Genomic DNA, 14,270 nt, shown 5'->3' on the forward strand with positions numbered 1-14,270 from the left:
TGTGGAATGTGCACCCGGATTGACCGCGACCGGTGGTGACGGAGGGACGGCATGAGGGAATACGGGCAATGGGCCGAGGTGTCGAGCATCGGTGATCTTCTGGTGCGTTCGGCCCACGAGCACCCCGAACGTGACGCGCTGGTCCTCCCCGAGGCGCGCTACACCTACAACGAACTTCACCGGCGGGCACGCCAGGTGGCGCGGAGCCTGATCGCGCTCGGCGTGGCACCCGGTGACCACGTCGGACTGCTGGCGACGAACAGCGTCGAGTACGTCGAGGCGTTCTTCGGTATCAGCCTGATCGGCGGCGTGGTGGTTCCGCTCAACGCCCGCCACCGGGCGGAGGAGTTGGGCTACATCATCGCCAACGGCGACCTGGTGGCCGTCCTCACGACATCCGGGCCGAACCAGTACGTCGACTTCGCGGAGGTCCTGCACACCGGGCTGCCCGGCCTCGGTACGGCGGCAGACCCGACGCGACTCTCCCTGCCCGAGGCGGGCGCACTGCGGGCCGCGGTCCTGCTCAGCGGTACGGCGCCGGGCTTCCTCGGCCGGGACCGGTTCGACGAGCTGGCCGACCGGGTCGATCCCGCAGCCGTGGACGAGCTGCGCCGGCGGGTCCGGGTCCGGGACGTCGCGACGATCCTCTACACCTCGGGCACGACGGCCGACCCGAAGGGCTGCATGCTCTCGCACGAGGCGATGACGCGTGGGCCCGTGGAGCGCGCCCGGTTCCGGCTCGGCACCGGTGAGCACGACGTCACCTGGTCGCCCGGCCCGCTGTTCCACATCGCCACACTCGCCCCCTTCCTCGGCTCGATCGGCAGCGGCGGCACCTTCGTGACCGACGCCCACTTCGAGCCGGGCAGGGCGCTCTCCCTGCTGGCCCAGGAGCGGGCCACGGTCGCCTTCCCCTGGTTCCCCGCCCTCACCCAGCCGCTTCTCGACCATCCCTCCTTCGATCCGGACCGGCTCGCCTCGCTCCGTTCCATGTTTCTCATCGGCCCCAGTGTGCTGCTGGAGCGCGTGCAGGACGCCCTGCCCAAGTGCGAGCTGGTCGCAGCCTGCGGGATGACCGAGACGGTCGGCATCTACGCGATGAGCGGGCGCACGGATCCGGTCGAGGTGCGCGCCACCGCCCAGGGCGTGCCCTGCCCCGGAGTCGAGGTGAGGATCGTCGACATCGAGACCGGAGAGGACGTCGGCCCGGGCGTCGTCGGGGAGATCCTCGTCCGCGGCTACTGCGTCATGGAGGGCTACTACAAGGATCCGGAGAAGACCGCGGAGAGCCTCGACGCCCACGGCTGGCTGCACACCGGTGACCTCTACCGCTGGACGCCGGAGGGGCAGGTCGCCTTCCACGGCCGACTCAAGGACATGCTCAAGGTCGGCGGCGAGAACGTGGCCGCGATCGAGATCGAGTCCTTCCTCGCCCGCCATCCCGCCGTCGCCTGTGCCGAGGTGGTCGGCGCACCCGATCCGCGCCTGGACGAAGTGCCCGTCGCCTTCGTCGAGGTCAAGGCCGGACACACGCTCGGCGAAGCTGAACTCATCGCGTTCTGCCGGGGGAGGATCGCCCGCTACAAGATCCCGCGCGCCGTGCGGTTCGTCGACGCCGGTGCCTGGCCGATGTCCACGACGAAGATCAACAAGCGGGCGTTGCGCGCGATGCTCGCCGACGGCTCCGGCGAGGACACGGCCGACAGCTCAGCCGAAAGCCCAGCCAACAGCCCAGCCGAAACCTCGGCCCACAGCCCTGCCCACAGCTCAGAGGAGCCGACCGCCCGATGACCGACCCGACCTCACCCCCCACCGCCGGCACCGGCACCTGTGTCTCCGACGGGACGGCCCCCGACCCCGTGGTCACGGTGGACGACGTCCGCGCGGAAGCACTCGCCCTGCTGGCGGGCGTCGCCGACGGCGACGGCCTCGACGCCCCGACATCCGCGCTGATCACACTCGCCGTCAACGCGTCGGTCTGCTCCCTGGGCGGCCCCCGGATCACACGGGAGATCCGGCACGCGCTGGACGCCGGTGCCACGGCGGCCCAGGTGCACGAGACCCTGGTCGTCGTCTCCGGCCTCGGCGTGCACACCCTGATGGAGGGGTCCGGGCGGCTCGCCGAGGTACTGCGCGAACGAGGCGACACCAGCCTCGACGTTCCGCTGGACGCGGACCGGGCGACGCTGCGTGGGACGAGGCAGGGCGACGACCCGTACTGGCGGGACTTCGAACGCGAGGTCCCCGGGTTCCTCGACGCGCTGCTGCGGCTCTCTCCCGAGTCGTACGAGGCGTTCTTCGACTACTGCGCGGTCCCCTGGCGCACGGGGGCGCTGCGCGGCCGGGTCAAGGAGCTGATCTCGATGGCCAGTGACGCCACTCCCGCTCATCGCTATCTGCCGGGCCTGCGGCTGCACCTCGCCAACGCCGTCCGGCTCGGCTGCGGGCGTACGGCAGTGCTGCACGCGCTCGACATCGCCGCCGCCGCACCACCGCACCACGGCGTACCCGCCGCCCCGTACGACCGGCCCTGACCCGCGCGACCGGTACCGAGCCGAACGACCAGCCCCTCAGGCGCCGCCGAATGCGCCTGCTCGTCATCGAAAACAATGAGGTGAACGGACATGGCAAACGAACTCGCCGACAAGGTAGCCGTCGTCACGGGCGGTGTCAGTGGCATCGGCCTGGGCATCGTCGAGCTCTTCGTGGAGGAGGGGGCCAGGGTCGTCGTCGGGGACATCGACGACGACGCCGGGCACACACTCCAGAAGACGTTCGGGACCGACGTCGTCTTCCAGCACACGGACGTCACGGTCGAGGCCGACATGGAAGCACTCGTCGCACACGCGGTGAGCGAGTACGGCGCGCTGGACGTCATGGTGAACAACGCCGGGGCACTCGGCGATCAGACCGGACTCCTCGACCTGGACGCCGCGGGGTTCACCCGCACCGTCGACCTTCTCCTGCGCTCCGTGGCCCTGGGCCACAAGTACGCGGCGCGCCGGATGAAGGCACAGGGCACCGGCGGCAGCATCGTGTCCATGTCCAGCATCGCGGGCATCCAGGCGGGGCTGTCCTCGGCCTCGTACGACTCCGCCAAGGCCGGAGTGATCCAGCTGGCCCGCACCGCGGCGTACGAACTGTCGCCGTACCGGATCCGCTCCAACGTGATCCTGCCCGGCCTGATCCTCACCCCGATCATGGCCAAGGGCACCGGTCTGGACCCCTCGCAGTACGGGAAGTTCGTCGACGCACTCGCGGAACCGCTCGGGCGGCTGCACCCGATCGGCCGCGCCGGTCTGCCCCGGGACCTGGCCGGCATGGCGCTGTTCTTCGCCAGCGACCGCTCGGAGTTCGTCACGGGCCAGAACATCGCGGTCGACGGCGGCATCACCGCGGTGTCCAACCGCGACATGGGAGCGGTGGTCGGCCAGGCGTTCGCGGCCATGGGGATCACCGACGTCGATCCCGAGTTCTCGGCGGCGGCCAAACACAAGGACTCCTGAACGGGATCGTCGAAATCCGGTGCGGTACCGCGTCCCCGCAAACGGGGCGCGGGGAACCGCGCACCCAGCCACCGCCTGCCCGCGGATTCCCGACCGGCCTTCCGGCGGAGCGTCCTCGGCGGGAGGGGGCGGGTGTCATCGTCCGATCCAAGGTAAGAGCACTTTCGGGACGGAATGCCATTAATGCGGTGGTGGCTGATGACACGCCACTCCGCCCACCCCAGCAGACCGGTTACCCGCCGGGAGACGTACGCACGAGGAGCCAACGATGCGCGCATGGCAGTTCACCGAAGTCGGAGCACCCCTCACCCTCAACGAGGTGCCCACACCCACGCCGGCCGCGGACGAGCTCGTCGTGCACATCCGCGCTGCCGGGCTCTGCCACAGCGACGTCGGGTTCCTCGACGGCACGCTGACGTCGCTCCTGCCGTTCCGGCCGATCACCCTGGGCCATGAAATCGCGGGGGTCGTCGCCGCCGTGGGAGCGGACGTCACCCAGTTCGCCGTCGGTCAGAGGGTCGTGATCCCCGCGGCCATCGAAGGGCCGGGCACGTCGAAGAACGGCGGTTTCGCGGACGAGGTCGTGGTCCTGGAACGGCTCGTCGTACCGCTGCCCGACGGGGTGCCGTTCGACCAGGCGGCAGCCGCCACGGACGCGGGCCTCACCTCCTACCACGCGGTCTCGGTGCAGGGCAGGGTCACCGCCGGCACCCGGGTCGGGATCATCGGCCTCGGCGGGCTCGGTTCGCTCGGCGCCCAGGTCGCGCTGGCACTCGGGGCGAGCCTGTTCGTCGCGGAGAAGAACGCGCTCGTGCACGACTTCGCACGCTCGCTCGGCGCCGCCAAGGTCGCGAGCGACATCACCGACTTCGCCGGGGAGGACCTCGACGTGGTCATCGACTTCGCCGGCTTCGGCACGACCACCGACGGCGCGATCCACTCCGTCCGCCGGGGCGGCCGCATCGTCCAGGTCGGCCTCGGCCGCGCCCGCGCCGAGATCGACCTGCAAGCACTCACTCTCAACGAGGTCGAACTCGTCGGCTCGCAGGCCGGCACGAAGGAGGACTGCGCGGCGGTGCTGGACCTCGTCGCCGAGCGCCGGCTCACCTCGCGCATCACCCCGATCACGTTCGAGGAGATCGGCGACGGCATCGGCCGGCTCGAACGCGGCGAGGTCATCGGGCGACTGGTCGCCGTGTTCGGCTGACCTCGGCTCGTTTGGAGCAGGGCAGAGAAAGCCAGTTCGCCGTCAGGGCGGACCGGTGTCCACCGTGTACCGGGCGGCACTTGCTCGTCTACAACAAGGTGCTCGAAGAGCGCAGACGGGCCCGGTACGGAGGGGAGAGCCGCGTTTACCTACGTCCAATCGTCGGCCGCGCTGACGGAGTGGAAGAAGCCCGAGGAACTCGCCTTCCTGGCCGAGGTGTTCTCCGTCCCGCACCAGCAGGCGCTGCGCCACCTCCAGGCGGCGTTCGGGTACTTCTTCGCCAAGCGCACGAAGTACCGGCGCTTCAAGTCCCCGCAGAAACCTGACACTTGGCGGGCAGCCTGCGTTGAAGCAGGAACCCCTATGGCGCGAGCCGTGGGAATCCCCTCCTCAAGGAGGGGGAGGAAGCCAAGTGGAGCGTCTTGGCGAGATCGTCACCGAGGCGGATACATGGGTGCTGTGTCCGCCTCGGTGACGTCGGGAGGACCGTCAGGAGGTGAACTGGTGTGTACCGGAGCCGACTTGGTAGACGGCGGCGCCGTCCTCCTGGCGCAGGTATGTCCCGTGAGTGTGTCTGACGGCCTCAGGACCGGTCGCGGGCACCCACACCTCCGCGGTGGTGTTGGGCGGTACCACGCAGGTCAGGGCGAAGCGGCCGGCCTGCAGGCGCCACCGCGTGGAGATCGGGCCGTAGACGGACGTGAAGTCGGCGCGGGCGGAAGTGAGGGCCCCGCCGGGGCGGGGGCGGATGACGATCTCGCGGTAACCGGGCCGGCCCGCCGAGATGCCGGCGATGTTCGTGTACATCCATTCCCCCACCGAGCCGTAGGCGTAGTGGTTGAAGGAGTTCATGCCGGCGTCCTGGAAGCTGCCGTCGGGCCGGATGGAGTCCCAGCGTTCCCACATCGTGGTGGAGCCCCGGTCGATCTGGTAACCCCAGCTGGGGAAGGAGCGCTGCTGGAGCAGGCGGTAGGCGACGTCGGTGTGGCCGGTGTCGGTCAGGACGGGCAGCAGGCGGGGTGTGCCGAGGAATCCGGTCGACAGGTGCCAGTCCCTGGCCTCGATCAGAGCGACGAGACGGTCGGCCGCGGCCTTTCGTGACGCGTCCGGCAGCAGGTTCATCGACAACGCCAGGACGTAGGCCGTCTGCGTGTCGCCCCTGACCCTTCCGTCGGAGGCGACGTAGGCCTGCTGGAAGGCCGTCCGTATCCGTTCGAAGAGGTCGAGGTAGGGCGCGGCGTCCTTGCCCAGTTCCGCGGCCATCCGGGCCGCGAGGTTGGTGCTGTGTGCGAAGTACGCGGTCGCGATGACGTCCTTGGGTGTCTCGTCCCCGACGTTCAGCCAGTCGCCGTATCCCTGGGCCGGGCGCAGCAGTCGGTCGCTGTTCTTCTCCAGGTACGCCAGCCAGGCCTGGACGGACGGCCAGGCGTCGTCCAGGACTTGGCGGTCACCGTATGCCTGGTAGAGGGACCAGGGGACCGTGACCCCCGCGTCGCCCCAGCCGGCCGTGCCGTTGCCGACCGTGCCGACCATCGGTGCCACGTCGGTGAACGCGCCCTCGGCGGTCCGGGAGTCCCGAAGGTCGACGAGCCACTTGGACAGGAAGCGGGCCGACTCCATCGTGTAGGCGGCGGTGGGTGCGAAGACGTTGATGTCGCCCGTCCATCCGAGGCGCTCGTCGCGCGCCGGTGTGTCGGTCGGAACGGAGAGGAAGTTGCCGCGCTGGCCCCAAGTGATGTTGTGGTGAAGCTGGTTGAGCATCGGTACGTCGGTCTCGAAGTCGAGGGTGAAGGGGGCGGAGGTATGCATGACGCGCCCGGTGACGGCCTTGGCGGTGGGAGTGCCCGGGAAACCGGTCACCTCGACATAGCGGAACCCGTGGAAGGTGAATCGAGGTTCGTAGATCTCCTCTCTCCCGCCGCCCTTGAGGGTGTACGTGTCGGTCGCCGCCGCGGTCCTCAGGTTCGCGGTGTAGACGGTGCCGTCGGGGTTGAGTACCTCGGCGTGTCTGAACCGGACGGTCGTCCCCGCGTCGCCCGACACGCGCAGCCGCACCGAGCCGACCATGTTCTGGCCCAGGTCGAACACGTAGACGCCGGGCCTGGGTTGGGTGATCGCCTTCGGTGTCAGCTCCCGTTCCACCCGCACCGGACCGTCCACCTGCGCGACGATCAGGCCGGGACCGATGTCGCCGACGCCGCCCAGGCCGCGTACGCCGAGCCAGCCGGTGTCGTCGAAGCCGGGGGAGGTCCAGCCGGGGGTCTCCTCGCGTGCGTCGTACGTCTCACCGTTCAGCAGGTCGGCGGCGAGGATCGGCCCCAGGGCGGCCCGCCAGTCGGTGGCCGAGGTGATGCGCTCGCTTGTGCCGTCCGCGTACTCGACGTCCAACTGGGCCAGGAGCGCCGGATGTTGGCCGTACTGGCCGGGCCCGAACATCCCGACGTTGCCGGCGTACCAGCCCGGTGCCAGGTAGACCCCGATGGCGTTGGCGCCGGGCCGTAGAAGCGTGGTGACGTCGTACGTCTGGTACTGGACGCGCGTTCTGTAGTCCGTCCACCCGGGAGCCAGGTGGTCTCGGCCCACCCGGCTGCCGTTGAGGTGGGCTTCGTACAGGCCGAGCGCCGTGGTGTACAGGCGCGCCCGTGACACCTTCCTGCGCGGGAGCCGGAATTCGCGCCGGACCTGGGTGACGGCGTACGACACCGGGACGACCCGTCCCCACGGTCCGCTGCCCCATGGGGCAGCCACCCTGGCATCCCGCCAGTCGGCGTCGTCGAAGCCCAACTCCCGCCAGCCGTCGGCCGGTTCCTGGTCCGTGGTCTTCCAGGAGGCGTCGGTGAACACCTTCCGCTCACCGGAGGCCGTGGCGACCACGAGGACAGCGACGAGTCCGGCCGGGCCCTCCGTCGCGTTGGTGGCAGACACGGCGATAACGTTGTCACCGGTCCGTACGCGGTCCAGCACGTTGATCACCGCCGGGCGCCGCCAGTCCTCGTTGTCCGTGTCGAGGTCGGTGTGGCCCACCTCGACTCCGTTCACGGAGACGGCGTACACGTTGTCCGCGGTGATGGCGAGCGTCGCCGCCGTGATCCCGGCGGGCAGTTGGGCGCCACCGCGGAACCAACGGGTGGCCGCCGGAACGCTGCTCGTCGCATCGCCCTCGGGGAACCAGATCCAGGAACCGCCCTCGAAGGACGGCGCGTCCGCGAGGCCCGCCGGTGCGGAGATCCAGTCGGCGCTCCACTGGCCGGCATCCATCAGTCCGGTCTCCCACCACGAGGGCGCGCTCCAGCCGGAGACCTGCCCGTCCCCGTCCCAGACGCGCACGGAGAAGTGGTAGCGCGTCCGGGGCTCGATTGCGGGACCTCCGTACGACACGAGGACGGACTCGCCGGACATGACCTTCCCGCTGTCCCAGACGTCCGGCCGGGACAGGCCCGACGCGGTGGTGGCAACGCGGATCTGGTACGCGCTCTGGCGCACAGCGATCCCGCCCGAGACCAACGGCCAGCTCAGCCGGGGGCGTTGCACATCGATGCCCAGCGGGTTCTGGACGTACTCCACGGTCGGCGTCGTGACGCGCAGGCCGTCGCGCCGGGTCTCCGCCCGCGCCTGTCCGGATGCCGGCGCGGCCGTCGCCGGTACGCCGTCGACCGTTGCCGCCGCGACCGTGACGACCGCGCCCGCGAGAATGTTCCTCCTGCTGATCACTACGACTCCTCACTCGTACGATGAATTGAATCGATTCAAATCGGAGGGGCGTGGGTAACGTAGAGCTCAGTGGGGCGGGGGTCAATCGTTCTGCGGGCGGTGGTCTTCGCCGTCCTGGAGAATGCGGCGTACTGGGTGTCAGATCTGGATGCCGCGTTACTGATCTCTTCGGGTTGTTGTCGGGTGCTGATCCCTGCGGTAGGCCGGTGGTACGCGGTACACGCAGGGCGGCGGATTGACCGCTTTGTCCCCTTCGGGGACGAGGCAGGGTTCTCGATGACGGTGCCACGAGCCCGTACCCGGGGCCGTCGTGGGTATCGCCTGTGGTGCGGGTGCGGGGCCGGTCCGGTCCGGGTGCCGCTGGTCGATCGCCGCCCTGCGCTGTTACCGGCCGGGCGAGGCATCCCGGCTGGTCTACCGGTCGCACCGCCACCGCAAGCACAGGGGCACAGGGCGAACAGAGCGGGCATCAGCGCGGTGCGCGTGGCGCGGCGAGTCGCCACCAGTCCCGGGTCATGGTCGCGCAATCAGGTGGGGATCCGCCCGGGCGGGACGCGCCAAGGAATCGCCATGCGCCGCGCACCTCCTGTCGGCGCAACACCCACGTACCCCATCGCTCACGAGTGTCCGGCATTCACGGTGCCCGCACGCCGCGCCGTCGCACCCGGCAGGGATGAAACCGAACCCGGTCGACAGATCTTGAGCTGCGACGGGTCGGTCACGGGTCGATAACGAAGGCCCGTGGAGTGTGCGCCGCGTGGGGGGCCCGGGCGTGGGGGTGGTGGAACGGCGGTCGGGCTCGCCCGGCGAGTGAGGCCCTCGGACCTTCTCTCCCCTACGAACGTGAGGATGGACCATGCAGCACCGCAAGTTGGGATTCGCCGCTGTCGGCGTCGCCGCCGCGGGCCTGTGCGCCGCGTTGGCCACGACGGCGCTCGCTTCGTCCGACCACGGAACCACAGCGCAGAACGTCAAGCACGCGCAGACCGTGGTCAAGGAGGCCGCGAACCCGAAGGCGGCCTCCGACGTAAAGATCAAGGGCCAGCCGTCCGCGTCCGAGCTCAACCGGCAACTCGTGAAGATCCAGTGGGAGATCAAGGTGACGACCGGCCGCCCGACCAGGGCCCAGGTCGCCGAAGCCGACAAGTTGGTCGGGCAGTTGAAGGCGCAGGGTAAGGCCACCGCCGCGCAACTGGCGTGGCTGGCGCTGACTCCCGCTGAGAAGCGCGTGGAGGCGGCACCGGTGAACGTGAACTGAGTGGAGCATGACAGTGACGGTGACGGAGGACAGCAGGGCGGTGTGAGGGACTTCGAGGAGTTCTACCAGTCGGCGTACGCGCGGCTGGTCGGTCAGCTGTTCTCGGTCACCGGCAGTCTCGAACAGGCCGAGGACGTCGTACAGGAGGCGTTCATCCGGGCCCTGGACCGCTGGCCCCGGATCCAGACCTACGACGTGCCCGAGCTGTGGGTGCGCCGGGTGGCGATCAACCTCGCGGTCAGCGAGATCCGCCGGTTGCGCCGGCGTGCCGCGGCTCTGCTGCGCCTGGGTGCCCAGCGCCCGCTGCCCCACCTCACGCCGCAGACCCTCGAGGTCGCCGAGATGCTGCGCCATGTTCCGATGAACCAGCGCCCGGTGCTGTTGCTGCACGACGTACTGGATCTGCCGATCGAGCAGGTCGCCGAGCAACTGGGCCTGCCGGTGAGCACCGTGCGCGGCAGACTCGCCCGAGCCCGCGCGAACCTGGCCCGCCGTTTCGCCGCCGATCCGGAAGGAGCTCTGTCCCACCATGGCCGACCCTGAGCACGGACTTCGCCGACTCGTCGAGGAGGGCACGCGGGCTGCCAGGCAGCCGCCCCTCGCGGACCTACGGCGCAGGGCCCGGCGCCGCCGCACATTCCGCGAGGTCGCGATGGTCACAGCCGTGGCCGCCGCGGTGCTTGCAGCCTTCCCCCTGGCCGCCCGGGAACGTTCCGGAACCAGCACACCCGGTCCGACGGCGCCCCACACCCCCCAGCCCACGGTGACCGGCCCCGCCACACCTCTGCTCGCCTCGCCGTCCGAGACCGTGCCGGGCGGCACGATCACGCTGACCGGTACGGACTGCGCCCCCGGGAAGCCGGTGACCGTCGGGATCCGCTGGGACCGCGGCGCCAAGCTGAACCTCTCCATGGAAGAACAGAAAACGTCACCGGGACAACCGCACCCAACCGCCACGGCCGCCGGGACATACGAGCTGTCCTCGGTCAGAGCACTCGCGACCGGGTCCTTCGAGGCCAGAGTCAAGATCCCGACCACCCTCGCGGTCAACAAGCCCATACTGTGGGCCCGTTGCCAGACTGCAGCCCCGTCCCACCAACTCACCCAGAACGTCTCGATCGTCGTCCGCAGCCGCTACCAGTAGGACTCCGTTACTGAGCCGCACTTCGAGCACTACGCCGAACTGCCGGTCGTCACGGCGCCGGGTCTGCGCGCCACGATCGTCCTCGGCGACGTCGACGGCGCGGCGTTACCCGGTACGACGTACACCCCGATCGTCGGCGCGGACCTGGCCCTCGCGGCCGGCGCGGACGTACGCCTCCCGCTGGAACCCGACTTCGAGTATGCCGTCCTCGCCATGTCCGGCGAGGCCCACGTCGACGGCGTCCCGGTCCTTCCCGGCTCGATGCTCTACCTCGGCTGCGGCCGCACCGAACTCCCGCTGCGCGCCGCGTCGGACGCGGGCCTGATGCTGCTGGGGGGCGAGCCGTTCGAGTCTCCTGTACCGAACGGCTCGACCGCAGCCTGACCGGGGCGCCCTGGCGCTCGCAGATGCGGACGATCGCGCCTACCAGGGAGGCGGCCCGTGGCTGACCACCGGCATCAACGCAGGCCCCTGCAGGAACTCACCCTACCGAGACGACCCTCAACCGGGCCCTGGCCGCGGCACGAGGGCCAGTCGAACGCGGCGTCGCGCGCTTGAAGTCCTAGCAGATCTTCCGCAGGTCCCGCTGCTGCCCCAACCGCATGACGTCATCCATGAAGGGGCGGGGCCGGTCAAGCGCGGTGTTTGTTCGGGTCTGGTTGCGTCCAGGGAAGTGGTGTACGGGTTCGACCTGATGCGGGGGTTTGCTCCGGCATCGGGACGGTGCCCGCATAGATGAACGGCCACCGGCTGATCTTCGAAGTGTCGAAGCCTCAAAGAAGAGATCACCGAGTGGCCGTCGATACACCACTCCCGCGGACGTGACCGAGGGAACCCTTCGTCGCCATGTACCGAGCCGCGGCCCGAACGTCTGGTCGCGAATCTCCTGTGTCGTCGCAGGCCCGACAGGCATAGGCCACGGCTACGGCCGGGGCCGCCCACAGACCTTGACCGAACAGATAGAAGCCCCCCCGCAAGACACAACCTGCGAAACAGCGGACGAAGAAGTCAACTACCCCGCGACCACGCCGCACTGGTTAAAGATCAAGCTAGGCCCGGGCAGTGTCTCCTGGCTCAGTGGCGCCGCAGGGCGTAGGTGTTCCAGAGTTCGCCAGCGAGGTAGCGGCCGAAGCGAGTGAGTGCTGCGGTGCCGTGGGGGCCCGTCGTGCGGAACGTGGTGAGCAGGCGGGCGAGATCGGTCACGCCGAGATTCGCTGTCCCCCTGCCCAGGAGTTTGGCGTCGGTCCTGCCCGATTCGTGGACGTGCTCGTTCAGGACGCGGAATGTCAGCCTGGTCGTGTCGGTCCACACGCGGGCCGGGGCGCCGGACGCCAGGTCCTTGCGGCCGGCGAAGGTGCGGGGGTGACCGTCGGCGTCGGTGAAGTAGAGCTGGTAGAGCATCGTGCGGCGGCCGTCCGCGAACAGGCGGACGCTTCCGCGCAGGACGGGGCGGCGCCCTCCGAACGAGGGGCTGTCGATCCAGCCGTCCGCGCGTGCCTCGTGGTCCGGTTCGTCCAGGAAGGCGTCCACGTCGTCTGCTGTGACAGTGAGCCGGAACGTGAACGGCTCGGTCCGGGCCCCATCGGCGCCCGGTGTGTAGCGTCCGCGCAGTTCCTCCGTGAACTGGAGAGAGGTGCGGCGCGGGTACGTGCGGTGCCCGACCGCCCGTGGGGTGGCGGGCCGGTGCTCCAGGAGACGGGTGCACATGCGGTCGGCCAGGGCCGCGATGGTGAGGGCCGGATTGGGGCCCACCGGGCCGGGCATCGCCGCTCCGTCCGCGACGTAAAGACCCGGGTGGCCGAAGACCTCGCCGTAGGGATCGCAGACCCCGGTGCCGGGGTGCCGGCCGATGGGGGCGCCGCCCAGCGGGTGCACCGTGAGGACGCGACCTCGGTGCCAGAGCGGATGGTCTGCGTACCCGCCGCCGAGCGCGTCGGCGATCTGCCGCATGCGTGTGCGCGTCCGTTCGAAATGGGCCGCGCTGCCGCCCCGTACTGTCCAAGTGCTCTCCAACCGGCCGCCACGCATGCGCAGTTCGCCGTCCGGCACATCTCGGCCCATCGCGAGCAACGGTAGGGACGTACCGGTGAACGCGCCGTCGCCGAGGAGCTCGGCGAACGCGCCCGAGAGGCTGGGGTCAGGGGCGCGGGAGATCCGGTCGAGCAGTCTTCCAGCGAGGAAGCGGGCCGCCCGGGAGGCTCCCTGCGGCACGTGAGCACCTTCGACGAGCCACTCGACGAAACCTGGGTATCCCGCGTCCTGGATGTAGCCTCCGCGCCCCGCGCCCGGTACACCGTCCAGTTCGTCGGGCAGCCGGATGGAACTGGTGATGACCGGACCGCGGCTGGGCCGCATCGGCCGGGGCCCGTCGCCCTGCGTGGCCCGGAGCACGAACGCGAGGTGGTCGCCGTTCGTCGAGAACCGGCTGCCGATCGCAGGGCTCAGGCCGGGCAGGTTCCGGCGGGAGCGGAGCAGCAGCGAGACCGTGTTGTAGGTGCCGGCGGCGAGGACCAGGCGGTCGCAGCTGATGGTGTGGAGCGTTGGGGAGGTACGGGGGGATCCGGAGGGGTGGAGTGATCCGGACACGCCTCCTGCGTCCGCGCGGTCGTCCCGATCACCCCCTTCACCTCCTTCTTCGCCATCCGGTCCGTGTCTGACGTAGTCCACCGCGTATCCGCCTTGCGTGAGTGCTCGCACCGCGCGCACTTCGTGTCCGGTGCGCAGTTCGGCTCCGTGCCGCCGGGCCGCCGACAGGTAGGTGTGGTCGAGGGTGTTCTTGGCGCCGTCGTTGCAGCCGAGGTTGCACTCACCGCACAGTCGGCAGGTACGGCGGCCGACGCCGTGGAGGTTGTCCCCGTCCGTGTCGGCCATCGGCAGTCCGGGCTCGGGGTCGGCGCCCGGTTCCGGGGCGAAGCTGATCGCGAGCGGCGTCCGTTCCACCGTCAGGCCCAGCCGTTCGGCTGCGTCGCGCATCGCGTGCGCCCGGGGGGTGTCCGTGTAGCCGGGGCGGTCGAGCGGGTACGGGACCGGGCGGAGCATCCGCTCGACCTCGTCGTAGTGTGGGTCGAGTTCGGCCCGGCCGACGGGCCAGGCCTCGTGTCCGCCGCCGGGCAGCGGCTGTTCGTCGACGAACCAGCGTTCGTCCTTGCGCAGCAGCACGTTTGCGTAGATGAGGGATCCGCCGCCCAGTCCGCTGGCGACGACGGAGTCGAAGGCGCGGAAGCTCCATACGTCGAACAGGCCGTGCAGGCCTGCTCGCGGATCCCAGAAGGCACGGCCGAGTTCGGCCGGGGAACGGGCGAAGCCGCCGGGCGGGTAGGCGCGTCCGCGTTCCAGCAGCACCACTTGCTGTCCGGCCGCGGCCAGCCGGTACGCGGCCACCGAGCCGCCGAATCCCGAGCCGACGACGACGGTGCCGACGTGTTCGGCGGGCGAGTGAGTCAT

General features: G+C 70.1%; 9 protein-coding genes and 4 pseudogenes. 11 read left to right on the top strand and 2 right to left on the bottom strand.

Annotated features, from left to right (window positions below; translation table 11 throughout):
• The first annotated feature begins 51 nt into the window (after positions 1 to 51).
• The 5 genes and pseudogenes from ACQHII_RS47455 to ACQHII_RS47475 all read left to right on the top strand — a co-directional run.
• On the top strand, positions 52 to 1,791 hold the full coding sequence (locus ACQHII_RS47455) for a class I adenylate-forming enzyme family protein (protein ID WP_427925150.1): 1,740 nt from the start codon (positions 52 to 54) through the stop codon (positions 1,789 to 1,791).
• Complete coding sequence (locus ACQHII_RS47460; RefSeq protein WP_427925151.1) at positions 1,788 to 2,534, top strand: carboxymuconolactone decarboxylase family protein; 747 nt, start codon at positions 1,788 to 1,790, stop codon at positions 2,532 to 2,534. Before ACQHII_RS47455 ends, ACQHII_RS47460 begins: the two co-directional genes overlap by 4 nt.
• Positions 2,535 to 2,624: 90 nt before the next feature.
• Positions 2,625 to 3,506: an SDR family NAD(P)-dependent oxidoreductase gene (locus ACQHII_RS47465; RefSeq protein WP_427925152.1), complete on the top strand. Its 882-nt coding sequence runs from the start codon at positions 2,625 to 2,627 to the stop codon at positions 3,504 to 3,506.
• A gap of 268 nt (positions 3,507 to 3,774) precedes the next feature.
• Entirely contained in the window at positions 3,775 to 4,713 is a 939-nt protein-coding gene (locus tag ACQHII_RS47470; protein ID WP_427925153.1) for a zinc-binding dehydrogenase, read from the top strand.
• A gap of 83 nt (positions 4,714 to 4,796) precedes the next feature.
• A pseudogene (locus tag ACQHII_RS47475) lies at positions 4,797 to 5,034 on the top strand (RNA-guided endonuclease TnpB family protein); the annotation flags it as partial.
• Between the two features lie 168 nt (positions 5,035 to 5,202).
• Here the strand turns inward: ACQHII_RS47475 and ACQHII_RS47480 are convergent.
• A complete protein-coding gene (locus tag ACQHII_RS47480) occupies positions 5,203 to 8,424 on the bottom strand; it encodes an alpha-L-rhamnosidase (protein ID WP_427925154.1) in 3,222 nt (1,073 codons plus the stop codon).
• 243 nt (positions 8,425 to 8,667) lie between these two features.
• On the opposite strand from ACQHII_RS47480, the pseudogene ACQHII_RS47485 reads away from it, so the two are divergent.
• The 6 genes and pseudogenes from ACQHII_RS47485 to ACQHII_RS47510 all read left to right on the top strand — a co-directional run.
• Positions 8,668 to 8,881 (top strand): annotated as a pseudogene (locus ACQHII_RS47485) (IS630 family transposase); the annotation flags it as partial.
• A gap of 399 nt (positions 8,882 to 9,280) precedes the next feature.
• A complete protein-coding gene (locus ACQHII_RS47490) occupies positions 9,281 to 9,682 on the top strand; it encodes a hypothetical protein (RefSeq protein WP_427925155.1) in 402 nt (133 codons plus the stop codon).
• On the top strand, positions 9,683 to 10,225 hold the full coding sequence (locus ACQHII_RS47495) for a sigma-70 family RNA polymerase sigma factor (RefSeq protein WP_427925156.1): 543 nt from the start codon (positions 9,683 to 9,685) through the stop codon (positions 10,223 to 10,225).
• Positions 10,212 to 10,826, top strand: coding sequence for a hypothetical protein (locus tag ACQHII_RS47500; RefSeq protein WP_427925157.1), 615 nt, complete (start codon positions 10,212 to 10,214; stop codon positions 10,824 to 10,826). Before ACQHII_RS47495 ends, ACQHII_RS47500 begins: the two co-directional genes overlap by 14 nt.
• 9 nt (positions 10,827 to 10,835) lie before the next feature.
• Positions 10,836 to 11,177 (top strand): annotated as a pseudogene (locus ACQHII_RS47505) (pirin-like C-terminal cupin domain-containing protein); the annotation flags it as partial.
• A gap of 64 nt (positions 11,178 to 11,241) precedes the next feature.
• Positions 11,242 to 11,389, top strand: a pseudogene (locus tag ACQHII_RS47510) (IS5/IS1182 family transposase); the annotation flags it as partial.
• Between the two features lie 511 nt (positions 11,390 to 11,900).
• Here the strand turns inward: ACQHII_RS47510 and ACQHII_RS47515 are convergent.
• A complete protein-coding gene (locus ACQHII_RS47515) occupies positions 11,901 to 14,270 on the bottom strand; it encodes a GMC oxidoreductase (protein WP_427925158.1) in 2,370 nt (789 codons plus the stop codon).

Source organism: Streptomyces sp. cg40 (genome assembly GCF_050320165.1).
Classification (GTDB): domain Bacteria; phylum Actinomycetota; class Actinomycetes; order Streptomycetales; family Streptomycetaceae; genus Streptomyces; species Streptomyces hokutonensis.